The organism is Actinomadura sp. 7K534, assembly GCF_004348575.1.
Taxonomy (GTDB): domain Bacteria; phylum Actinomycetota; class Actinomycetes; order Streptosporangiales; family Streptosporangiaceae; genus Spirillospora; species Spirillospora livida.
Window position 1 is genome coordinate 1 of record NZ_SMKB01000084.1, and the last position, 19,373, is coordinate 19,373.

21 protein-coding genes and 1 tRNA gene are annotated in these 19,373 nt (G+C 70.2%); 17 read left to right on the forward strand and 5 right to left on the reverse strand.

The window, feature by feature from the left end; all coding sequences use genetic code 11:
- Nucleotides 1-88: 88 nt before the first annotated feature.
- The gene (locus tag E1266_RS18100) at nucleotides 89-802 is read left to right on the forward strand and encodes a hypothetical protein (RefSeq protein ID WP_132048436.1); all 714 of its coding nucleotides are present in this window, start codon (nucleotides 89-91) and stop codon (nucleotides 800-802) included.
- Between the two features lie 13 nt (nucleotides 803-815).
- On the opposite strand, the gene E1266_RS18105 is transcribed toward E1266_RS18100, so the two are convergent.
- Complete coding sequence (locus E1266_RS18105; protein WP_243718542.1) at nucleotides 816-1,658, reverse strand: transporter substrate-binding domain-containing protein; 843 nt, start codon at nucleotides 1,656-1,658, stop codon at nucleotides 816-818.
- A gap of 157 nt (nucleotides 1,659-1,815) precedes the next feature.
- On the reverse strand, nucleotides 1,816-2,406 hold the full coding sequence (locus tag E1266_RS18110) for a TetR/AcrR family transcriptional regulator (RefSeq protein WP_132048438.1): 591 nt from the start codon (nucleotides 2,404-2,406) through the stop codon (nucleotides 1,816-1,818).
- A gap of 84 nt (nucleotides 2,407-2,490) precedes the next feature.
- On the opposite strand from E1266_RS18110, the gene E1266_RS18115 reads away from it, so the two are divergent.
- The 3 genes from E1266_RS18115 to E1266_RS18125 all read left to right on the forward strand — a co-directional run bounded on the left by E1266_RS18115 (nucleotide 2,491) and on the right by E1266_RS18125 (nucleotide 4,954).
- Entirely contained in the window at nucleotides 2,491-3,879 is a 1,389-nt protein-coding gene (locus E1266_RS18115) for an MFS transporter (RefSeq protein WP_132048440.1), read from the forward strand.
- Between the two features lie 41 nt (nucleotides 3,880-3,920).
- The gene (locus E1266_RS18120) at nucleotides 3,921-4,397 is read left to right on the forward strand and encodes a GNAT family N-acetyltransferase (protein WP_132048442.1); all 477 of its coding nucleotides are present in this window, start codon (nucleotides 3,921-3,923) and stop codon (nucleotides 4,395-4,397) included.
- Nucleotides 4,398-4,468: 71 nt separating this feature from the next.
- Nucleotides 4,469-4,954, forward strand: coding sequence for a nuclear transport factor 2 family protein (locus E1266_RS18125; RefSeq protein ID WP_132048444.1), 486 nt, complete (start codon nucleotides 4,469-4,471; stop codon nucleotides 4,952-4,954).
- Nucleotides 4,955-4,997: 43 nt separating this feature from the next.
- On the opposite strand, the gene E1266_RS18130 is transcribed toward E1266_RS18125, so the two are convergent.
- Nucleotides 4,998-5,351, reverse strand: a complete 354-nt coding sequence (locus tag E1266_RS18130; RefSeq protein ID WP_132048445.1) for a DUF397 domain-containing protein — start codon at nucleotides 5,349-5,351, stop codon at nucleotides 4,998-5,000.
- Nucleotides 5,352-5,965: 614 nt separating this feature from the next.
- On the opposite strand from E1266_RS18130, the gene E1266_RS18140 reads away from it, so the two are divergent.
- Nucleotides 5,966-6,367 (forward strand): ATP-binding protein, encoded by a 402-nt coding sequence (locus tag E1266_RS18140; protein ID WP_132048449.1) that lies wholly within the window; start codon nucleotides 5,966-5,968, stop codon nucleotides 6,365-6,367.
- A gap of 164 nt (nucleotides 6,368-6,531) precedes the next feature.
- Here E1266_RS18140 and E1266_RS18145 read toward each other — a convergent pair whose 3' ends face one another.
- Nucleotides 6,532-7,335 (reverse strand): SDR family oxidoreductase, encoded by an 804-nt coding sequence (locus E1266_RS18145; protein WP_132048451.1) that lies wholly within the window; start codon nucleotides 7,333-7,335, stop codon nucleotides 6,532-6,534.
- Nucleotides 7,336-7,476: 141 nt separating this feature from the next.
- On the opposite strand from E1266_RS18145, the gene E1266_RS18150 reads away from it, so the two are divergent.
- The 11 genes from E1266_RS18150 (at nucleotide 7,477) to E1266_RS18200 (ending at nucleotide 18,309) form a co-directional block, all read left to right on the forward strand.
- Complete coding sequence (locus E1266_RS18150; RefSeq protein ID WP_132048453.1) at nucleotides 7,477-7,905, forward strand: hypothetical protein; 429 nt, start codon at nucleotides 7,477-7,479, stop codon at nucleotides 7,903-7,905.
- An 80-nt stretch (nucleotides 7,906-7,985) separates the two neighbouring features.
- On the forward strand, nucleotides 7,986-8,219 hold the full coding sequence (locus tag E1266_RS18155; protein ID WP_132048455.1) for a hypothetical protein: 234 nt from the start codon (nucleotides 7,986-7,988) through the stop codon (nucleotides 8,217-8,219).
- 111 nt (nucleotides 8,220-8,330) lie between these two features.
- Complete coding sequence (locus E1266_RS18160; protein ID WP_132048457.1) at nucleotides 8,331-9,488, forward strand: site-2 protease family protein; 1,158 nt, start codon at nucleotides 8,331-8,333, stop codon at nucleotides 9,486-9,488.
- A 352-nt stretch (nucleotides 9,489-9,840) separates the two neighbouring features.
- The gene (locus E1266_RS18165) at nucleotides 9,841-10,539 is read left to right on the forward strand and encodes a sulfotransferase family protein (RefSeq protein WP_165966124.1); all 699 of its coding nucleotides are present in this window, start codon (nucleotides 9,841-9,843) and stop codon (nucleotides 10,537-10,539) included.
- 130 nt (nucleotides 10,540-10,669) lie between these two features.
- Nucleotides 10,670-11,707: an NAD-dependent epimerase/dehydratase family protein gene (locus E1266_RS18170; RefSeq protein WP_132048461.1), complete on the forward strand. Its 1,038-nt coding sequence runs from the start codon at nucleotides 10,670-10,672 to the stop codon at nucleotides 11,705-11,707.
- Between the two features lie 16 nt (nucleotides 11,708-11,723).
- On the forward strand, nucleotides 11,724-12,698 hold the full coding sequence (locus E1266_RS18175; RefSeq protein ID WP_132048463.1) for a UbiA prenyltransferase family protein: 975 nt from the start codon (nucleotides 11,724-11,726) through the stop codon (nucleotides 12,696-12,698).
- Nucleotides 12,695-13,948: a glycosyltransferase family 4 protein gene (locus tag E1266_RS18180; RefSeq protein WP_207945737.1), complete on the forward strand. Its 1,254-nt coding sequence runs from the start codon at nucleotides 12,695-12,697 to the stop codon at nucleotides 13,946-13,948. Before E1266_RS18175 ends, E1266_RS18180 begins: the two co-directional genes overlap by 4 nt.
- Complete coding sequence (locus E1266_RS18185) at nucleotides 13,948-14,901, forward strand: lysylphosphatidylglycerol synthase domain-containing protein (protein ID WP_132048465.1); 954 nt, start codon at nucleotides 13,948-13,950, stop codon at nucleotides 14,899-14,901. Before E1266_RS18180 ends, E1266_RS18185 begins: the two co-directional genes overlap by 1 nt.
- Before the next feature lie 42 nt (nucleotides 14,902-14,943).
- Nucleotides 14,944-16,122: an endonuclease/exonuclease/phosphatase family protein gene (locus tag E1266_RS18190; protein WP_132048467.1), complete on the forward strand. Its 1,179-nt coding sequence runs from the start codon at nucleotides 14,944-14,946 to the stop codon at nucleotides 16,120-16,122.
- Entirely contained in the window at nucleotides 16,119-17,339 is a 1,221-nt protein-coding gene (locus tag E1266_RS18195) for a glycosyltransferase family 4 protein (RefSeq protein ID WP_132048469.1), read from the forward strand. The genes E1266_RS18190 and E1266_RS18195 overlap by 4 nt, the downstream gene beginning before the upstream one ends.
- 124 nt (nucleotides 17,340-17,463) lie before the next feature.
- Nucleotides 17,464-18,309, forward strand: coding sequence for a PIG-L family deacetylase (locus tag E1266_RS18200; RefSeq protein ID WP_132048471.1), 846 nt, complete (start codon nucleotides 17,464-17,466; stop codon nucleotides 18,307-18,309).
- An 89-nt stretch (nucleotides 18,310-18,398) separates the two neighbouring features.
- Here E1266_RS18200 and E1266_RS18205 read toward each other — a convergent pair.
- Nucleotides 18,399-18,481 (reverse strand) — tRNA-Leu (locus E1266_RS18205).
- Nucleotides 18,482-18,608: 127 nt separating this feature from the next.
- Between E1266_RS18205 and E1266_RS18210 the strand changes: the two genes are divergently transcribed.
- Entirely contained in the window at nucleotides 18,609-19,364 is a 756-nt protein-coding gene (locus tag E1266_RS18210; RefSeq protein WP_021596783.1) for a DUF3662 and FHA domain-containing protein, read from the forward strand.
- Nucleotides 19,365-19,373 lie beyond the last annotated feature (9 nt).

Consider the following 19,373-nt stretch of genomic DNA (forward strand, 5'->3'; position numbering starts at 1 on the left):
ACGCCGTCCCGCCCGCCCGGCTGGCGGGGGACGTACGCCCCCTCCTGCGCCGTGACAAAAACGGCGGAACCGGCGCTGAAGGGGTGACATGAGCGACCACAACGGGGCCGGTGACCTCGACCGGAGGACCGCCGAGCGCGTCCTCGGCGGCGCGGACGACCACGCCCGGCTGCACGCCCTGCTGGCCGCGGCCTCGGCCCCCGCGCGCCCTGGGGAACTCGCCGGCGAGGACGCCGCCGTCACCGCCTTCAAGGCCGCCCGGCGCTCCGCGCGGACGTCCCGCATGGCGGCCCTGCGCCGCCTCCTCACCGTGAAGGCGCTCGTCCTGGTCGGCGGCTCGCTCATCCTCACCGGCGGCGCCGCCGCCTACGCCGCGATGAACGGCCACATCCCGGGACGCGCCCCGGCGGCCCCCGCCTCCCCGACACTCGACGAGCAGACGAGCAAGGGCCGGCACACTGACCCGGCCTTCCACGGCAATCCCCTCTCGGAGGCGCCCTCCAGTCCACCGCCGTCGGATTCACCGACCTCGGGCACGCAGCCCCCGGATTCGCCGCACCCCGGTGCGCCACCCTCCATGCAGCGGCCGTCCGCTTCGCCTGAGCCGCCCGGCGATCCCGGCGGGGAGAGCGTGCCGGGTCGGCAGGGGCAGCGCCCGACACCGGCGGTCCCGCTTCCGCCGCGCGGTTCCGGCAACAACGCCACCCCACCGAACCCGAACTCCGGAAAAGGCGGGGACAAGGGGACCAACGGCGACCCCGTGGACCAGAACGCCGCGAACGCGGAGGGCGGGCCCGCCTGAACCGCGCGGGTGGTCAGAGGCAGCCTTCGAACTGCGGCACGTCCACGTCCGACAGCTTCAGGCCCGATGAGCCGAACCATTTCCGCATGAACCCGGACATCGTGCCGTCCTGGTACATCTCGGTGATCGCCTTGTTGAGCGCCTCGCACCCGTCCGGGTCGCCCTTGCGGATCGCGATGCCCGTCCGCCGCTCGCCGAACCGGGAGTTCAGCAGCCGGAAGTCCCCGCCCTGCCGCGTCTTCAGGCCCGCGAGGATCGTGTCGTTCGTCGTGACGGCGTCGATCCGGCCGTCGCCGAGCATCGTCATGCAGTCGTCGTAGGACCGGGCGGCCACCGGAATCGCCGCCACCTGCCGCTCCACGGTCACGGCCTCCGCGGCCCCGGACCCGACGACGGCGCAGATCTTCCGCCCCTTCAGGTCCTGGACGTCGCGCACGTCCCGCTCGTCGTTCCGCACGAGGATGTCCTGGTACGACAGGAGGTACGGCCCGGCGAACGCGAGCCGCTGCTGCCATTCCGGCTCCAGCCAGAACGTCAGCACCATGTCGACCTCGCCGCTGCGGAGGAGCCGCTCCCGGTCCGCCGCCAGGGCCGGGGCGAAGCGGACCTTCTTCCCCATCCGCTCCGCCAGGTAGCGGGACACGTCCACGTCCAGGCCCTCGAACGTGCCGTCCGCCCGCCGGAAACCGATCCCGGGCAGATCCGGCCGCACCCCCGCCACCAGCGTCGTCTTCGCGACGATCGACGCGTCCTCGGCGCCGCCGCACCCCGCCAGGCCGAGGCAGCCCAGCAGCACCGGACACACCAGCAGCGAGGCCACCAGCCGCCGCATCCGCAACCCCCCATCCCCGAGCACGCCCCGCTCCCGGCGAACAGGGGGACCCGCACTCAAAAGATCACAGCCCGCCCGCTCCCCCTCCACCCTCCTGTCCACATACGGCCTCCACGCCGCCCGCGTTCACTTCACGACGTCGTAGAGAAGGTGAACGGCCTGCGCCGATACCGGCGCGGGGTCAGCGGGCCGGGGGGACGGCCAGGATCGACTGCACGGTCGCGACGACGACGCCGGGGGTCTCCTCCGGGCGCAGGCGACCGACCCGGTTCTCCTCCGCGGCACCGTGCAGGACGTGTTGGATGACGCTGACCAGCCAGGACATCGGCAGGTCGGTGCGGAACACGCCCTGATCCTGGCCCCGGCGGAGCAGGTCCTCGACGCGCTCGGCGGGAGCGGCGTGCAACTGGCGGACGCGTCCGTCCGGCAAGGTCCCCTGCGCGGCCGCCAGCAGCGCCGTGGACTCGGCCACCAGCGACCAGCTCGATTCCAGCAACCGGGTCAGGGCCTCCCGCGCGTCCCCGGTGAGATCGACGGCCGAGAGCACTTCCTCACCCGCGCGCAGGGCTTCGCCCAGGGCGGCCTCGATCAGTTCCGCCCGGTTGCGGAAGTGGCCGTAGAGCGTCATCCGGCCCACCCCGGCGGCCTTGGCGATGTCGTCGATGCTCGCGCTCGGGTCCCGGCTCAGGCTTTCGCGGGCCGCGGAGACGATGCGGGCGATGCTGCGCTCGGCGTCCGCGCGCCGGCGCCGTCCAGGAGTGGCCGTGGTCATGTCCGCACCCTAACTCGTACGGCGGTGTACGTGTTACTCTCCACTCATAACTCGTATATCGATGTACGACTTAGGGAGACCGTGATGACGCAGAACGTCCACGACCCATCAGCGCCGCAGCGCGCGCCCAACCCGTTGAGGTGGCGCATTCTCGGATTCCTGGGCGTCGCCCAGCTCATGCTGATCCTTGACGTCACCGTGGTGGCCATCGCGCTGCCGAACATCGAGGCCGACCTCGGACTGAGCCGCCAGGCCGTCACCTGGACGGTCAGCGCGTACACCCTGACCTTCGGCGGCCTGATGCTCCTCGGCGGGCGCGCCGCCGACCTGATCGGCGCGAAGCGCGTCGTGCTCGCCGGCCTGCTGGTCTTCACCGCGGCGTCGCTGGTGACCGGATTCGCCGGCTCGGCCGCCCCACTGCTCGGCGGACGTATCGCGCAGGGCGTCGGCGCGGCGCTGATGTCCCCGGCCGCCCTGTCGCTCGTGGTGCACCTGTTCGACGGCGAGGAGCGGAACAAGGCGCTCGGCGTCTGGTCGGCGCTCGGCGGAGGCGGCGCCGCCCTCGGCGTCCTCCTGGGCGGGCTGCTCACCGCGGGCCCCGGCTGGCCCTGGGTCTTCTACGTGAACGTCCCCATCGGACTGGTCATCCTCGCGGCGCTCGCCTGGATGCTGCCGGCCGAGAAGGTGACCGCGCCGCATCCGCGGCTGGACGTGCTGGGCGCCGTGCTGGTCACCGCCTCGTCCGCGTCCCTGATCTACGCCTTCATCCGCGCCGGGGACCACGGCTGGCTCTCCGGCGCGAACGGCCTGCTCGTCCTGCTGGCCGCGGTCGGCTACGCGGCCTTCGTGCTCAGGCAGCGGACCGCCAAGTCCCCCATGATGGACGTCGCGCTCCTGCTCCGCCGCCCCGTGGCCACCGGGACGTTCCTGATCCTGATGGCGACCGCCCTCATGATCGCGGTGTTCTTCCTCGGCACGTTCTACTTCCAGCACGCGCAGGACTACGGCGCCCTCCGCACCGGCCTGCTGTTCCTCCCGGTCGCCGTCGCGACGATGCTCGGCGCCGACATGACCGGCCGGGCCATCGCCAAGGCCGGCGCGCGGCGCCTCGCCGTGGCGGGCCTGCTCGTCGCCGCGGCCGGCATGGCCGTCCCGGCGTTCTCGCTCGACCCGGTGACGGTGACGATCGGCACCGCCGTGGCGGGCGCCGGGACCGGCGCGCTGTTCGTCGTCGCCTCGGCGACCGCGCTCGGCCAGGTCGCGCCGCACGAGTCGGGCATCGCCTCCGGGATCGTCAGCACGTTCCACGAGTTCGGCGCGTCCATCGGCGCCGCCGTCATCTCCAGCGTCGCCGCGGCGAGCCTCGCCGGAACCGTCCTGACCGGCTTCACGAACGGCTACACCGTCGCCGCGGTCGCCGCGGCCGTGGCGGCGGCAGCGGCCGCCGTCCTGACGCCGGGCCGCCCGCGGTGAAGGATGACGGGACCACCCCTCGCTTCAGGAGGAGATGACAAATGATCGTGAGGCCCGCCCGCCGGGAGGACCTGCCGGCCCTCGCCCCGCTCTGGCGGGCGGCCTGGCACGACGGCCACGACGGCCACGTCCCCGCGGAACTCGTCGCCGCCCGGGGCCCCGAGCACTTCACCGCCCACGCTGAGAAGTACCTGGCCACGACCCTCGTCGCCGTCGCCGCCGCGGACGTCCTCCTCGGCCTGATCATCCTCGGCGACGAGGACGGCGAGGTCGTCCAGCTGGCCGTGGACGGCTCGGCCCGCGGCCAAGGCGTCGGCGGCGCCCTCCTCCAGGCCGCGGAGGACCGCTTCAGAGGCCGGCACCCGCAGACGTGGCTCGCGGTCGTCCCCGGCAACACCCGCGCCCGCCGCTTCTACGAACTCCACGGCTGGCGCGACACCGGCCCCCTGACCTACCAGGCCCCCACCGCGACCGGCACCGTCCCCGTCCCGGTCCACCGCTACGTCAAAGACCTGTAAGGCACCGGCACCCCGCAACCAACCCCGCCCGGGCGGGGTTCGGAGGGTGATGCCGGTGAGAGAAGCGGGTGATGGCCATGGCGGCTTCGGGCGGTTCGGGCGACGCGTGGGCGGTAATGGAGCGGTTCTACGCGGCCGAGGCGGCGTATGTGGCCGCGGGCGGGTACGGCAAGGCGAGCTACGAGCAGGCCGCCGCGTGCCTGGATCCGGAGGTGGTGCTGCATCAGGCTCCGGGGCTGCCGTTCACCGGAAGCGGGACGTGGCGGGGCCGCGACGGCATGGAGCGTTTCCTGGCCCGCTTCAGCGAGGTGTGGGAGTCGATGGAATTCCTGGATCAGCGGCACTGGGTCGATGGGGACACCGTCGTCGTGCGCAACCGGGTGCGCTTCCGCGCCCGAGCCACCGGCCGCGAGGTCGAGGCGCTGATCCTCCAGCTGATCCGGCTCCGGGACGGGCGCATGCTCGAATGCCGCCCCTTCTACTGGGACCCGGCCGCCATCGCGGAAGCCTGCGGCTGGACGACTCCGCAGGCACACGACGAAGCTCCGGCAGGGTAACCGGCCGATTCCTACCTCCGCGGCCGCCTCGCCGACTCAGGCCCTACGCATCGTCCTTGAGCCGAACGAGAAGCGCCCGCCACGCCTCCGGCGTCATGACCAGACGCGGCCCTCGCGGATCCGTGGAGTCCCGGATGGCGACGACGGCATTCGGCGCCGCAGCCAGGGTCGCGCACTCGACGCAGGTCTGTGGCTCGCTGCTGCTATGGCTGCTCTTCCGCCAGTAAGTCACCCACTGTCCCTTCGGCTTGGCCGGACTTGAAGTCCTGAATAGCCCTTTTGATGCGCTCGCGGGTCTCGGTCTCGGACAGAGCGACCATACATAGCCTGGTCTGAATGTCTCGGTAGGCGGCAACTTCCTCTTCCTCTTCGAGGAAGAGACTCCGCAAGAGCCCATCGATGACCACGATATCCCGGAGTCTGGAGTAGCCCAGGGATGAGGTCGCCCTCGTACGAGAAGAGTTCGGAGGCGTCTTGTTCGAGCAAGACGTATTCGCCGTAGTTCGCTGCCCTGTTGAGCTCCTTGTGATGCCTGATCCAGTCGCGGGAGCGGCCGCCGGTGGCGAGGCCGACCAGTGCGGATCTGAGGTCGTCGCCCTCCGGGAGGCCGTACATCATGGCGATGTAGTTGACCTCGTGGGTCCGGGCCACCACCTGGGCGTTCTCCATTCGGCTGATGGCGCTCTTGGACATGCTGAGGAGCGCTGCGGCCTCGTCCAGGGTGAGGCCGCGTTCTTCGCGGATTTTGCGTAGCTGTGCACCGAGGCGCCTTCGGCGGACGGTGGGGGGTCGTTTCGGCATATCACCAAGTGTGAGCGACCGGCAACGCGCTGTCATGGCGGTCATGAAGATGGGGATATCCCGTCTTCCTCAACTCCCAAAGTCCTTCGCTCCCCTTGTAAGTGAGAGCGATTGTGCGGCTTCACCTGGCCATTCATGCTGGCGAACGACTCTCACCAGAAGGAGTGGAACGATGACGCAGTGTGAGACCAGGGCCGGAGGTCCGGCCAGATGAAGCTGCTCGGGACGATCACGATGCCGGGCGTGCCGAAGTCCGCACAGACTGCACGGGCGTTCGTCCGCGGCCTGGCACCGCACATCGAGGACGAAGCCATGGCCGACATCGTCCTCTGCGTGGACGAACTGGTCGCGAACGCCTGCGAGCACACCGCGTCCGGGACGGGGGACGGCGAGGTGACCGTCATCGTGAGCACGGGCGAGGACGTTCTACGCGTGACCGTCCTCGATCAGGGCGGCACCCGGGGCCGGCCTCGCGTGCGCCACGATCCGTGCTCGGAGGACGGCCGCGGCCTACTCCTGGTCGACGCACTCTCAAAAAGCTGGGGAACGCACCCCGCACTGAACGGCACGGCCGTATGGGCGGAGTTCCATGCGATCCGCCCCCTTCGATAACGCCCGCCTGACCGGCATGAGCCCGCACCAGCCGTCCCCCGGCCAAGTCGGCACCGGTGGCAGACCGCGACTGGGTCACCGATCAGGTGGACCTGGACATCGAGGGGTAGACGACGAGCGCCGCGAGCCCCGGCCGACACCGGCCGGGACTCGCACGCGACGGGTCAGATCTCTTTCAGGAAGCCCGAGTCGACCGCGAAGTCCGCGCCCGTCGTGCTCGCCGAGCGCGGTGACGCCAGTAGCGCGACCACGTCCGCAACCTCCTGCGGGTCGGTCAGGCGCCCGGTCGTGAGGCTCATCATCTCCACCGCGCCGCGCTCCAGCACCGTGGCGCGGTCGGAGCCCGTGGCCCCGGCGATGATGTCGGCGGCGCCGCCCTCGTCCGTCCACCACGGCGTCAGCACGGGCCCCGGCGAGACCGTGTTGACCCGGACGCCCTGCGGCGCGAACTCCTCCGACAGCCCCTTCGTCAGGTTGGTCACCGCGGCCTTCGCCGCGTTGTAGTCGTAGTTCATCGGCCCGGGACGGCGCGCGTTCCCCGACGAGACGTTCACGATCGACGCCGCGTCGCTCTTCAGCAGATGCGGGATCGCCGCCCGCACCGCCCGGACGACGGCGTACAGGTTGAACTCGAACATGTCCCGCCAGTCGTCGTCCGACAGGCCGCCGAAGCCGAACCTCGGCAGGTTCGTACCGGGAGGCGGCCCGCCCGCGTTGTTGACCAGGACGTCGAGCCCGCCGAACACCTCCACGGCACGCTCCACCGCCTGCGCCGGGGCGTCCGGGTCCATCAGGTCGGCCGGCACGTGCAGCAGGTCCGGGCCGGCGAGCGCGTCCAGTTCCCCGGACTTGCGGGACACGGCGACCACCCGGGCGCCCTCCCCGAGCAGCGTCCGCGTGACGGCCAGCCCGATCCCCCTGGACGCACCCGTGACGACCGCGACCCGGCCGGTGAGCTGCAGGTCCATGAAGTCCCCTCTCATAGGCGAGCACGCCCCTCCGGACGTGCCTCACCCCATGAACCCCGCCCGCCGTCAACCGGATGCACGCTGTACCGCCGGACACGTAAAGTAGCCGCACGAGTACCGCGCACAGCCGAACGGACGCCCATGAACCGCTCCCCCCTACTCGTCCCGGCGCTGCTCCCGGCCCTCCTCCTCACGTCATGCGGAGGCGACGAGCTGGCGATCACCCCGCCCACACCCGCTCCACTCACGACACCGCCGCCCAGCGCATCGCCGAGCCAGAGCGTCCCGTTCCCGAGCACGGCCGCAGACGGGCGGAACCTGGCCGCCTGCCGGGACGGCGAGTGCGAGGTCGTGGTCAGGAAGGGCGACGTCCTCAGCTTCGGCGCCGCGATCGACACCGACCCGCTGACGGTCCTCAGCGCCGGCGACACCTTCACGGTCACCGACCCGTCCGGCTTCACGGCCTCCGTCGGCGGCGCGGGCGGACGGCTCCAGACCGGCTCCGTCCAGATCGAGGTCGGCGAATCGGTGGGAAACCGGACGGCCATCAGGATCTCCCCGCGCCCCTGAACCGAGAATGGGCCCTGACCTCCCGGGTAGGGGACGCGCAATCGGCCGTACGGCCGACGAGACCCAAGGGAGGTAGACCCATGAGCGCGACACAGGAGACCGGTGGCATCACCGGCACCCGGGACATGGAGTACGACCTGATCTGGTTCGTCGAGCAGTGCCTGAGCAACGCGCTGCGGCTGGAGACCTACATCAACGACGCCGAGCGCGCCGGCGACACCGAGTTGGCCGACCTCTTCCGCCGCGCCCAGGCCGAGAGCCGCAAGGGCGCCGAGCAGGGCAAGGACCACCTGCGCCGCCGCATCACCGCCTGACCCCCAAGTGCCCGCGTTCGGGGCATATCGGGCCCGCTCCGCGGGTATGCGACCAGGTTCCGGGACCTCGTGTCACGGGACCACAAGAGAATCCCATGCGGAGGAGCCCTGATGCGTGAGTCGATCCGCCTCGGCAATATCGCCGGAATCAGGGTCGGCCTCAATGCCAGCGTGCTGGTGATCGTGCTGATCCTGGTGTTCGGGCTGGCATTCGGCCGATTCCCGGAGGTGTACCCGGACCACGCCACCTGGGCCTATGTCGTGGCGGGGCTCGTCAGCGCGATCCTCCTGCTGGCGTCCCTGCTCGCCCACGAACTCGCCCACGCCGTGGTGGCGCGCCGCAACGGCATCGAGGTCGAGGGCATCACCCTGTGGCTGCTGGGCGGCGTGGCCCAGCTCCGCGGCGAACCGAGGACATCGGGCGCCGACCTGCGCATCGCCATCGTCGGCCCCGCCACCAGCCTGGTCGTGGGCGCGGTCTTCGCGGTCCTGGCCGCGCTGGCGGCGGCCGCCGACGCCCCGGACCTCCTCTTCGGAACGCTCGCCTACCTGGCCGGCCTCAACGTGCTCCTCGCGGTCTTCAACCTGATTCCGGCCGCGCCGCTGGACGGCGGACGGGTCCTGCGGGCGTTCCTGTGGTGGCGGCGCGGCGACCGCACCGGCGCCGCCGTCACCGCCGCCCGCGCCGGACGCGTCTTCGGCCTGGTCCTGATCGCCGTGGGCTTCGTCCAGTTCGTGCTCGGCGCCGGTTTCGGCGGACTGTGGCTCGCCCTGATCGGCTTCTTCCTGGTCTCCGCCGCGAGCGCCGAGGAGCAGCAGACGCGCGTCCAGGCCGCCCTGCACGACGTCCGCACCGCCGACGTGATGACGCCCGACCCCTTGGTGATGGACGCGGCGACCACGGTCCAGGAGCTCATCCACAACGTCGTCCTGACGCACCGCTACTCCACATACCCCCTGGTGGAGAACGGCCGCCTCGCCGGCCTGGTCACCCTGAACCGCGTCCGAGCAACCCCACCCGAAGAGCGCCACGCCCTCCGCCTGGCGGACATAGCGTGCCCCCCGGACGAGGTCCCCACGGCATCCCCGAACGAGCCGCTGACGGACCTCCTCCCACGCATGGCAGGCTGCACCGACGGCCGCGCCGTCATCCTGGACGACGCAGGACACGTGATCGGCTTGATCACCGCGAGCGACATAGCCCGCGCCCTGCAGACCGCCGAGCTCCGCGGCGCCCCCCGACGCGACCAGGGCACCTGGCCGTCCTGACGTAACGACCGTTCCACCCACCCGGCCCGGTCTCTGCGGTCGGCCCACGCCGGCGCGAACAAGTGGCGGAGATGCCCGGCTCGCCCCGTGTGGCGTGCGATGAAGCAGATCCGAAGCAATTGTGAAGGCCGTGATCTCTAACTTCTCTCCCATCGAAGGGAGGGGAGTCCGCCATGCGAACACGCGGCATCACCACCGGCATTGCCGGAGCGCTCTTCGCCGCTTCACCGGATCCTGGGCGCGGCCGGCGACGGCGGCGAGTCCGGACGTGGCCGGCGTCGTGGCCGGCGTCGTGGCCGCTCCCTGCACCCTCGCCAGCCAGTAATTCGTCAGCAAGGAGCCAGGTCAGGATATGCGCGTCATAGGTACCGGATTCGGCCGAACGGGTACTACCTCCCTCGAAGCGGCGCTGGTGCAACTCGGCTTCGGGCCGTGTTTCAGCGCGGCAGACGTGTTCCGGCAGCCCAAGTTCATCCGCCCCTTGCTCGGAGCCGTCGAAGGCGGCCCGGTGAACTGGGGCGAGCTGCTCGCCGGATACGACTCATTGGTCAGCGAGCCGGCCGCGGTCTGCTGGCGCGAGCTCGTCGAGTACTTCCCGGAGGCGAAGGTCGTGCACACGGTGCGCGACCCGGAGCGCTGGGTGGAAAGCGTGGAACGGACGCTGTTCAGGCGACGGCGGCACCTCGCCTCGCCGTACGGCCGGGTCGCGGTCCGGATGTCGTCGATGCTCGGTACGGATTTCGCCCCACTGGCCAGGCTCTTCCAGAGCACGCTTGAGGCGCGGGCTCTGAAGTCGCTTGCGGCGCGGAGGCCGGAACGTGCCGTCGAGCTGTTCCGGGCGCACACGGATCAGGTCACCGAGGCCGTTCCTCCCGACCGCTTGCTGACCTACGACGTCGGTGCGGGCTGGGAACCTCTGTGCGAATTCCTCGGTGTACCGGTACCGGACGAGCCGTTCCCCCGGGTGAGTACCTCAGCGCAGTACACCAGTGACGGCTTCGGACCGTTCGGAGCGAGTACGGCGTCGCTGTTCCTGCGCCGGACGCGGTGATCGACGGTGCGGCAAGGCACCGGCGTCTTCTCCACCGCCGTCGCGCCGACGGCAGGCGAGGGCGCCCACCCCGACATGCCCATCGCCGTCCCGCGGGCGGCGAACCCATCCGCAAGAAGAAGGCACCACAGTGACGGCTGAACGGATCGTCGTCACCGGCAGCTCGGGGATGCTCGGAAGCGCCATGGTCCGGCATCTCGCGCGCGAGCGGCATGAAGTCCTGGGGGTGGACGTGCGCCCGCCTCTCGATCCGGTGCCCGGGTGCTCACATCGCATCGGCGATGTCCGCGACAGCGCGTTCATGGCCAGGGTGCTGAAAGGGGCGGGCACCGTCCTGCACTGCGCTGCGGCACTGCCGAGCTATTCGGCGGAACAGAACCACGATATCAATGTCAACGGCACGCGAAGCGTGCTCACGGCCGGTCATCAGGCAGGAGTGGGGCGGGTCGTGCACGTCTCGTCAACCGCCGTCTATGGCTTGCCGAAGATCGTGCCCACCACGGAAGACCATCCACGGGAGCCGGTCGACCCCTACACCCGCGCCAAGGCGGAAGCGGAAGAAGTCGCCGAGGAATTCCGGGCCGCGGGCATGTGCGTGACGATTCTACGCCCGAAGACCTTCATCGGACCGGGTCGCCTGGGTCTTTTCGCGATGATCTTTGAATGGGCCGACGAAGGTCGCAACTTTCCGATCCTGGGTCGCGGGGACGCGCTCATCCAGATGCTCGCCGTCGAGGACCTCGTCACAGCCATAAGCCACGTACTCGCGGCGGACGAGGAGGTTGCAAACGACACCTACAACCTCGGCGCGGCCGAGTTCGGCACACTGCGGGAAGATTTCCAGGCGGTCCTCGATGCCGCCGGACACGGTAAGCGAGTGGTGTCGCTACCCGCGCGTCCCGCGCTGACATTGCTTCGAGCGCTCGACCGGGCACGCCTTTCCCCAGTATACGAACGCCTGCTCAGAAAATTGCTCGACGATTCCTATGTCAGCATAGACAAGGCACGTGAGCGACTCGGCTTCGAGCCGCAACTTTCCAACGGGGAGGCAATTCTACGCACGTACGAATGGTGGCGAACGAGCCGGCCGGACGGCCCGCGCACCGGCCGGACCAGTGGCGACGCATGGCGGCAACGGGCGCTGTCACTCGCAAAGGTCTTCTTCTGAGGATTGGGCGCGACTTATGGATATTGCCGAGTCGGCGAAAGAGGGCCGGGAAGATGGCGATCGACGGAAGCACCGCCGAGCGGGCCGGGTCAGGGATATCTGCTCGTTAGCCCGTCCGGCGCACTGGACCAAGACCCTGCTCGTGGTGCCGCTGGCCCTCCTCGATCCGGCGGCATGGTCGGGCACCGCCCTGGAACGTGTGGGCTGGGCGGTCGTCGTGTTCGTTCTGGCCTCCATGCTGGTCTATCTCGTGAATGACACCGTCGACCGGCGCCTCGACCGGCTGCACGCCACCAAACGCAACCGCCCGCTCGCCGCCGGGAGAGTCTCGTTCCCCCTGGTCGTCTCCTACGGCCTGGTCGTCACGTCGGGATTCGGTGTGCTGGTGCTCGTGGCGCCGCACGGCACGTCCTGGCCGGTGTTCGGCTACCTCCTGCTGAACGTGGCCTACAGCTGCGGACTCAAGCATTCGCCCCTGCTCGACATCGGAGCGGTGTCGGCCGGTTTCGTGTTGCGCGCGGTCCAGGGATACGTCGCCGCGGGGATCCACATCGCCGGCTGGCTGCTGCTGACGATCTTCGCCGGATCGCTGCTGCTGCTACTGGGGAAACGCCGGCGGGAGCTCCTGGAGGTCGGCGCCGCACATCGCCCGTCGCTCCGCGGATACACGGTGGAGCTCACCAACCATCTGCTGCTTCTCACCGGTGTGCTGTGCCTGACCTCCGCACTGGCCTATCTGCTCACCGAAGCACCGATCGCGCCGCATCGCCAGGCGGCGATGCTGATATCCGCTCCGTTCGCGCTCTACGCGATCTCCCGATACCTCCAGGTGGTCCTCGTCATGGACGGGGGCGGCGATCCAGTGAAGACCCTGCTCAGGGACCGCGCCCTTGTCGTGGCCGTCGCCCTCTGGGCCGTGACCCTCGGTGCGTTCTTCGCGATGAACGAGCCGGCCGCCATCTCGGCGATCCGGTCGTGGGGGGTGCGATGAGGCTCCATGCCGCGGTGTCGCCGGTCGCCCGCCTGCTCGTGCCGGTCGCCCGCGAAACCCACAGAAAGGATTTCATGGACGACAACGAGTACGACGTCGCGATCGTGCTTAATTACTATGCACCTTATGTGAGCGGGCTGACCATCTATGCCCAGCGGCTGGCGGAAGGGCTGGCGGCACGGGGAAAGCGCGTCGCCGTCGTCGCCACTCGGCACGACGCGTCTCTGCCGCTCCGCGAAGAGATCGCCGGCGTATCGGTGTTCCGAAGCCCGCTGATAAGCAGGATCGGCCGAGGGCCGGTGAGCCCCTCTTTTGTGAGCCTGGCCCGGCGAGTGGCACGGCGGTCCAGCATCGTCAACCTCCATGTGCCGATGCTGGAGGCGGCCGTGATCTCGCTGGCCGTCCATGGCAGACCGCTGGTGACCACGCATCACATCGATCTGTGGCTTCCTTCGGGTCTCGTCAACTCCGCCGCCCTGCGCGCAGTCGATGTTTCGACATGGATCTGCATGAGTCGTTCGAATGCCGTGGTCGTGAACAGCGTCGATCAGGCTTACGGATCGAGATTCCGGTCTTTGCTGAGACGCCGCAACTGGCGGGGGATCGCTCCACCATGCCTCGATCGCCGCGGCGGTGAACCGGGGTTTCGCGACGGCGACGGACTGCACATCGGTTTCCTCGGCCGCATCGTGGAGGACAAGGGGATCGAGTATCTGATCAAGGCGTTCCAGCTGATCGGCGACCCGGACGCGCGGCTGGTGATCGGGGGCGACTGGACGAGCGTGGCGGGCGGCGGAATCGAGCACCGGCTACGTCCCATCATCGGAGGCGACGAACGCATCCGGCTGCTCGGCCTGCTCGAAGGAGGCCGGATCGACGACTTCTACGCCTCGATCGACGTCTTCGCGCTGCCCTCCGTGGCCGAGTCCTTCGGCATCGTCCAAGCCGAAGCGATGATGGCCGACGTTCCGTCGGTCACCACGGACCTTCCGGGAGGGCGGTCGCCCGTACTGGAGACGGGTTTCGGCCGCCGGGTCCCGCCACGTGATCCGGCCGCGTTGGCCCGCGCGATCGCCGAGCTGGCGGCCCTGACCCCCGAAGAGCGCGCGGAGGGGGGGCGCCGGGCGCGCCGGCGCTACGGCACGGAAACCTTCTTCCGTGCTTATCAGGAGCTGTTCACCCAGCTCACGCCCATGGCGGACAACTCCTCGGTTATCGGTGCGCAATCTCCGAACACCCTGGTGCGGTAATGGCGGTTCCGCCGAAGATCCGCCACTACGCGGTCACGTCCATCCAGTGGATCGCCTACGCATGCATCGTCGTATTCCTCTGCTGGCAGGTCTGGGACGTGCGGCACGGGCTCGGCGACAGTCTGGTTTCCGTCGGCTGGAGCGCCTTCGGTGTAGCCGCGGCGCTCACCGTGCTGGGGACCGTACCGGGATTCTTCGCGTGGCGGCGGCTGGTGGCGGGCGCCGGTGTGCAACTCACCGTTACTGATGCCGCCTGGATATATTTCCTGTCCGGAGTGACGCTCTATCTTCCCGGCGCGATGTGGCCCGCCGTCACCCAGGCCGCGCTCGCGCGGAGGGTCGGCGCGCCGGCGGCCAAACTCCTGGCGGCGGGCCTGGTGGGGATGTCGCTGACCGTGCTCAGCGGGGCTCTCGTCGGCCTGCTGGCCCTCCCGCGCCTGGGGGCAGAGGACCCCAGGTGGTGGCTGATGCTGCCGATCCTGCTCTGCGCCGGTGCGGTCATGCTGGCACCGCGGCTGCTGGGACGACTGCTCAGCCTCGGACAACGCCTGCTTCGGCGTGGCGACGACGAGGTCACACTGCCCGCCCCCAGGACCTGGGCGGGAGCGATCGGCTTCTACGTCCTCGGGTGGTGCTGCACCGGCCTGCACGCGCCGGTCATCGCGATGTCCCTCGATGCGCCCTCGCTGTCCGCGATCACCCTCGGCGTGGGCGGATTCGCGCTCAGCACCGTCGTCGGAGCGGTATCGCCGGCCCCTGCCGGCCTGGGGATACGCGAGGCGGTCCTCGGCCTCACACTCGGCGTGCTCATCGGTGGTCCTGATCTCGTCACGCTGCTGTTGTTGAGCCGGTCCCTCACGACCGTGGGCCATGTGGGCGCGACCCTCGGCGTCCTCGGGCTGTTGACCGGAATTCGCTGCGCGAAATGGCGCGCAAGCACAGAGAAGTCGTAGGACGCGGTATCAGCGAGTTGGCTACGGAGGACTGATGTTCCGATGGAACGACCGCCGGTGACGGACAACGACCGGACCTTGTCCACGTCCGACGAAGAGCCGTCCCGGGACGGGCTGCGGGAGATCGCGGCGACCAGCCGCCCGTGCACGCGAACGCGACTCCTCGTCGCGGCCACGACGGCATGGGGCATCTTCCTCGTCCTGCACGTCCTGCTCACCGGCCGCTGGTGGCCGTGGCTGATCGTCGAGGCCACCCCTCCGCTGACCGCGGTGGCGGTGCCGCTGCTGCTGCTCGTGCTCACCCTGCTCCTGCGGCCCGTGCGCCGCCGGCTGACGACGGTCCTCGTTCTCCTCCTGCTGCTGGGGGTTCATCTCGCCGGCTACGGCCCCGGGTGGACGGGCACCGGCGGCCAGGGTACGTCGGTCAAGGTCTTCGCCTGGTCAACGGACTACTGGCAGATGTCCGACGACAAGGAAGCCTTCTACGCCTTCCTGCGACGACAGGACGCCGATGTCTACCTCCTGCAGGAGTACCTGTACCGGAAAGAGGGTGTCGAGCCGCCCCACCAGGTGATCCGCATTGACGACTCGGCCCGGTTGCGGGCGGAGTTCCCCGGCTACCAGATCTCCGTTGACGGCGAGCTGCTCACCCTCTCCCGGCTGCCGGTCGTCGCGACGCACCACCAGCGAGTCCCCAGCACCGGCACGGACTGGTTCTGGAAGGGAACGAAGGCCCAGCGCACCGACATCCGGGTCGGCGGGCGAACGGTCTCCTTCTACAACGTGCACCTGCCGGTGCCCTTCCGGATCGGCGACGACCCGTTCAGCGGACGGTTCTACCGGCTGTTCAAGGAGCAGAGCACCTGGCGGCTCAGGGAACTGCGCAGGCTGCGCACGGACCTGGCCGGCAACCCTCACCCAGCCTTGCTGGCCGGTGACTTCAACTCGCCCTGGATGGAGCTGTCCTCGCTCGGGAGCGGCACCCGGGCGCACGGCTTCCGGAACTCCCTGGCGGCCCCCCGCACGTGGCCCGTCTCCGACTACCGGCTGCCCCGGTTGTGGCGCCTCGACTGGGTGTACACCACCGGCGACCTGGCCGTCCCCACCTACCACCTCGCCGGCGGCGAGTCCTTCTCGGACCATGCGGCCCAGAAGTTCCGCCTGGTCGTTCCGAACGAGGCCCCTCGGCGATCCCGTGTTCAGAAAGGCGGCGTGAGATGAGAATCGTCATGGTGGCCACCGGCTCACCGCCCGCTCCTTTCGGCGGCGTCGGCGTCTACATCGAGGGCCTGCTCGGTGGCATGGAGGCCCACTCCACCGATGTCCATCTGGTGGGCGCGTCCCGGCACCGCGGCCTGCCGCGGGTGTACCGGCACGGCGGGGCGACCGTCCGCCGCGTGCTCGCCACCCTGCCGTGGGTGCGCGCCCCCCTGCCGCGCTCCCGGCTGGGCATGGCGGTCGCACTCGCCCGGCTGAACATCACCGGCGCCTGGTACGTCCGGCGGCTGCACGCCCGGAAGAAGGTCGACCTGGTCGCGGTGCACGACTGGATGTGCGCACCGGTCGGACTGGTCTGCGCACTGCTGTTCCGGCTGCCGGTCTGCTACCACGTGCACTCCGCCGAGATCTTCCACGGGGACGGCAGCCGGGGCGCGGTCGCGGCGCTGGGACGGACGCTGAGCCGCGCCCTGGCCCGGCACGCCCGGCTGATCATGGCGCCGTCGTCCGCCACCGTGGCCGCCGTGCCGCACCTGGCCGGCCGCTCCGACGTGGCGGTGGTCTCGCACGGCTCCGGAAGGGCGTGGCAGATGGAATGCCCGCACGGCGCCGAACGCGCCGCCGTCCGGGACAAGGTGCGGTCGCTGTACGGCATCCCGGACGGCCGGCGGCTGGTCATGTTCGCCGGCCGGTACGCCGCGATCAAGGGGGTGACCCAGTTGGTCGAGGCGGTCCGGCGAATACTGGACGACGGCGTCGACGTCACCCTCGTCATGGCGGGCACGGGCTGGCCCGAGACGTCCCTCGACCGCCGGCTGCGCGAGCGGGTGGCGCGGCTGGGACTGGGTGAGCGCGTACACGTGCTCGGGCGGTACCTGGACCCCGACGAGCTTCGCGACCACCTGGTGGCGGCCGACGCCTGCGCGTTCCCGTCCGAGTACGAGTCGTGCGGGTTCGCCGCACTGGAGGCGATGGCGTTGCGGGCCCGGACAGTCGTCGGGCCCGGATTCGACGAGGCCGTCGTCGGCAGCACCGAGGGCGCCTGCCTGCGCACCGCGACGACGGATCCGGGCGAGCTGGCGTCCGCGCTCCTCCGGCTGCTGGGAGACGACGATCCGGACCTGGGGGACCGGGCCCGTCGCTACGTCCTCGGCCGGCGCACCTGGGCGAGAGCCGCCACCCGGACGCTGGAGGCGTACGCCCGGGCGGTCCGCCGGTGAACGCGGTCGCCGCGCGGACCGCGGCCGCCCCCGGCGGCCCTCCCTGGCCGGGACCCCGCGACCCACGGCCGATGCGCGACCTGAGACGGCCCGAGACCGACGACCGTGCGAAAGGAACCGCCGGATGATCGATTCCAGGGGGAGGCGGCCCCTGTCCAACCGGGGACAGAGCCTCGACGCGCGCCCGAAGACAAGACGAACGTGTGTCTTCTTCCACGCACATCCCGACGACGAGGTCTTGCTGACCGCAGGCACGATGGCCCGCCTCGCCGCTGAGGGGCACCGGGTCGTGCTCGTGCTGGCGACGGCCGGCGAACGCGGCCTGGCCGCCCCGCACCCGCTGGACCCACGGCCGCTGAGCGAGGTACGGGCCGAGGAGGCCCGTACCTCGGCGCTCGCCCTGGGCTGTGCTCGTGTGGAGTTCCTCGGATACCGCGACTCGGGCGTTTCAGGCGAGACGCCGGAAACGGCAGCCCCCCTCCCGTTCTCCCGCGTGCCGGTCGACGCGGCCGCATCCCGCCTGGCCGACCTGCTACGCGAGGAGAACGCCGACCTGCTCACCGGATACGACCCGGCCGGCGGATACGGCCATCCCGACCACATCCAGGTCCACAGGGTCGCGACCCGGGCGGCCGAGCTGGCCGGCACACCCGTCCTGCTCCAGGCCACCATGGACCGCGACCGGCTGATGCGCCTGATGCGGCTGGCCGCGCCGCTCCGCGGGCTCGTCCCCACGCTGGACCCGCGGATGTTCAGGGACGCCTACACTCCCGGGCACGCCATCACCCACCGGATCGATGTACGCCGCTACACCGCCGCGAAACGGGCCAGTATCGCCGCACACGTCAGCCAGACCACCGGCGGCGACTCCGTGCGCACCCTCGCAGCCCTCCTCGCCCTGCCCACCCCGGCGTTCCGCTGGCTCGTCGGAACCGAGTGGTACGTCCGCACCCCCACCACCGGACGCTAGCCGTCCTGAGAAGCAGATGAGCCCCCGCGCTGTCGCGTGGGGGCTCATTCCGTCACTATGGGGTATGGCCTTGTGTCAGTACCCCGTTGTGGGCGGAGAGGGATTTGAACCCTCACATCCTCTCGGACACACGGACCTGAACCGTGCGCGTCTGCCGTTCCGCCACCCGCCCCGGGTGCGCACCCGTCGCCGGGTGCCTGAAAAGGCTAGCACGGTCAGAGCGGTGGTTAGGTATCCGGATACGCCGAGCGAACCTTTGCACCGATACGATCGTCTACCAGTGGGGAAGGGAGGTGCCCGTGGGCGTCATTCAGCGCTTCGAGCGACGGCTTGAGGGCATGGTCGAAGGGGCCTTCGCCCGTGCCTTCAAGTCCGAGCTGCAGCCGGTCGAGGTGGCCAGTGCTGTGCAGCGCGAGATGGACGATCGGGCGGCGATCGTGGCACAGGGCCGCACGCTGGTTCCGAACGACTTCGTCGTGGAGATCTCTCAGCAGGACGGGCAGCGGCTGCAGGTGTACGCCGACAGCCTGAGCCAGGAGCTGGCGAATCTCGCGCGCGAGTACGCGAAGGAGCAGGGGTACTCCTTCGTGGGGCCGGTGCGGGTGCGGTTCGAGAACGCAGGCGATCTCGCTACGGGCATGTTCCGGATCCGGTCGGGGGTGATCAGGGGCTCGACGGTGGAGGGCGGGGAGATCCGCCAGCCGGTGAGCGATGTGCCGCAGGGCGGGCGCGGGGGCGTCTTCGGCGGGCATCCGCGGCTTCTGGTGACCACGGCGGTGGAGGGCTCGGACACGACCCAACGCACCTATGAGATCAATACCCCCGTGACGCTGCTGGGCCGCGGCACCGACTGCGACCTGCGCCTTGTCGATCCGGGCGTGTCCCGGCACCATGCCGAGATACGCGTAGAAGGTCCCGAAATCGCTCTCGTGGATCTAGGGTCGACCAACGGCTCGTTCGTGAACGGGCAGCCGATCCGGCGGGTGACGCTGGTCGACGGCTCCCGGGTCACGATGGGCCGGACCACCCTTGTGTTCCGCCGCGATAGGGAGTAACCCCGACTC

Bases quoted from the DNA above. Each gene is read 5' to 3' on its own strand.
- E1266_RS18100 (WP_132048436.1), top strand. From the start codon at position 89: ATGAGCGACCACAACGGGGCCGGTGACCTCGACCGGAGGACCGCCGAG.
- E1266_RS18110 (WP_132048438.1), bottom strand. From the start codon at position 2,406: ATGACCACGGCCACTCCTGGACGGCGCCGGCGCGCGGACGCCGAGCGC.
- E1266_RS18115 (WP_132048440.1), top strand. From the start codon at position 2,491: ATGACGCAGAACGTCCACGACCCATCAGCGCCGCAGCGCGCGCCCAAC.
- E1266_RS18120 (WP_132048442.1), top strand. From the start codon at position 3,921: ATGATCGTGAGGCCCGCCCGCCGGGAGGACCTGCCGGCCCTCGCCCCG.
- E1266_RS18125 (WP_132048444.1), top strand. From the start codon at position 4,469: ATGGCCATGGCGGCTTCGGGCGGTTCGGGCGACGCGTGGGCGGTAATG.
- E1266_RS18130 (WP_132048445.1), bottom strand. From the start codon at position 5,351: ATGGGCTCTTGCGGAGTCTCTTCCTCGAAGAGGAAGAGGAAGTTGCCG.
- E1266_RS18140 (WP_132048449.1), top strand. From the start codon at position 5,966: ATGAAGCTGCTCGGGACGATCACGATGCCGGGCGTGCCGAAGTCCGCA.
- E1266_RS18145 (WP_132048451.1), bottom strand. From the start codon at position 7,335: ATGGACCTGCAGCTCACCGGCCGGGTCGCGGTCGTCACGGGTGCGTCC.
- E1266_RS18150 (WP_132048453.1), top strand. From the start codon at position 7,477: ATGAACCGCTCCCCCCTACTCGTCCCGGCGCTGCTCCCGGCCCTCCTC.
- E1266_RS18155 (WP_132048455.1), top strand. From the start codon at position 7,986: ATGAGCGCGACACAGGAGACCGGTGGCATCACCGGCACCCGGGACATG.
- E1266_RS18160 (WP_132048457.1), top strand. From the start codon at position 8,331: ATGCGTGAGTCGATCCGCCTCGGCAATATCGCCGGAATCAGGGTCGGC.
- E1266_RS18165 (WP_165966124.1), top strand. From the start codon at position 9,841: ATGCGCGTCATAGGTACCGGATTCGGCCGAACGGGTACTACCTCCCTC.
- E1266_RS18175 (WP_132048463.1), top strand. From the start codon at position 11,724: ATGGATATTGCCGAGTCGGCGAAAGAGGGCCGGGAAGATGGCGATCGA.
- E1266_RS18180 (WP_207945737.1), top strand. From the start codon at position 12,695: ATGAGGCTCCATGCCGCGGTGTCGCCGGTCGCCCGCCTGCTCGTGCCG.
- E1266_RS18185 (WP_132048465.1), top strand. From the start codon at position 13,948: ATGGCGGTTCCGCCGAAGATCCGCCACTACGCGGTCACGTCCATCCAG.
- E1266_RS18190 (WP_132048467.1), top strand. From the start codon at position 14,944: ATGGAACGACCGCCGGTGACGGACAACGACCGGACCTTGTCCACGTCC.
- E1266_RS18195 (WP_132048469.1), top strand. From the start codon at position 16,119: ATGAGAATCGTCATGGTGGCCACCGGCTCACCGCCCGCTCCTTTCGGC.
- E1266_RS18200 (WP_132048471.1), top strand. From the start codon at position 17,464: ATGATCGATTCCAGGGGGAGGCGGCCCCTGTCCAACCGGGGACAGAGC.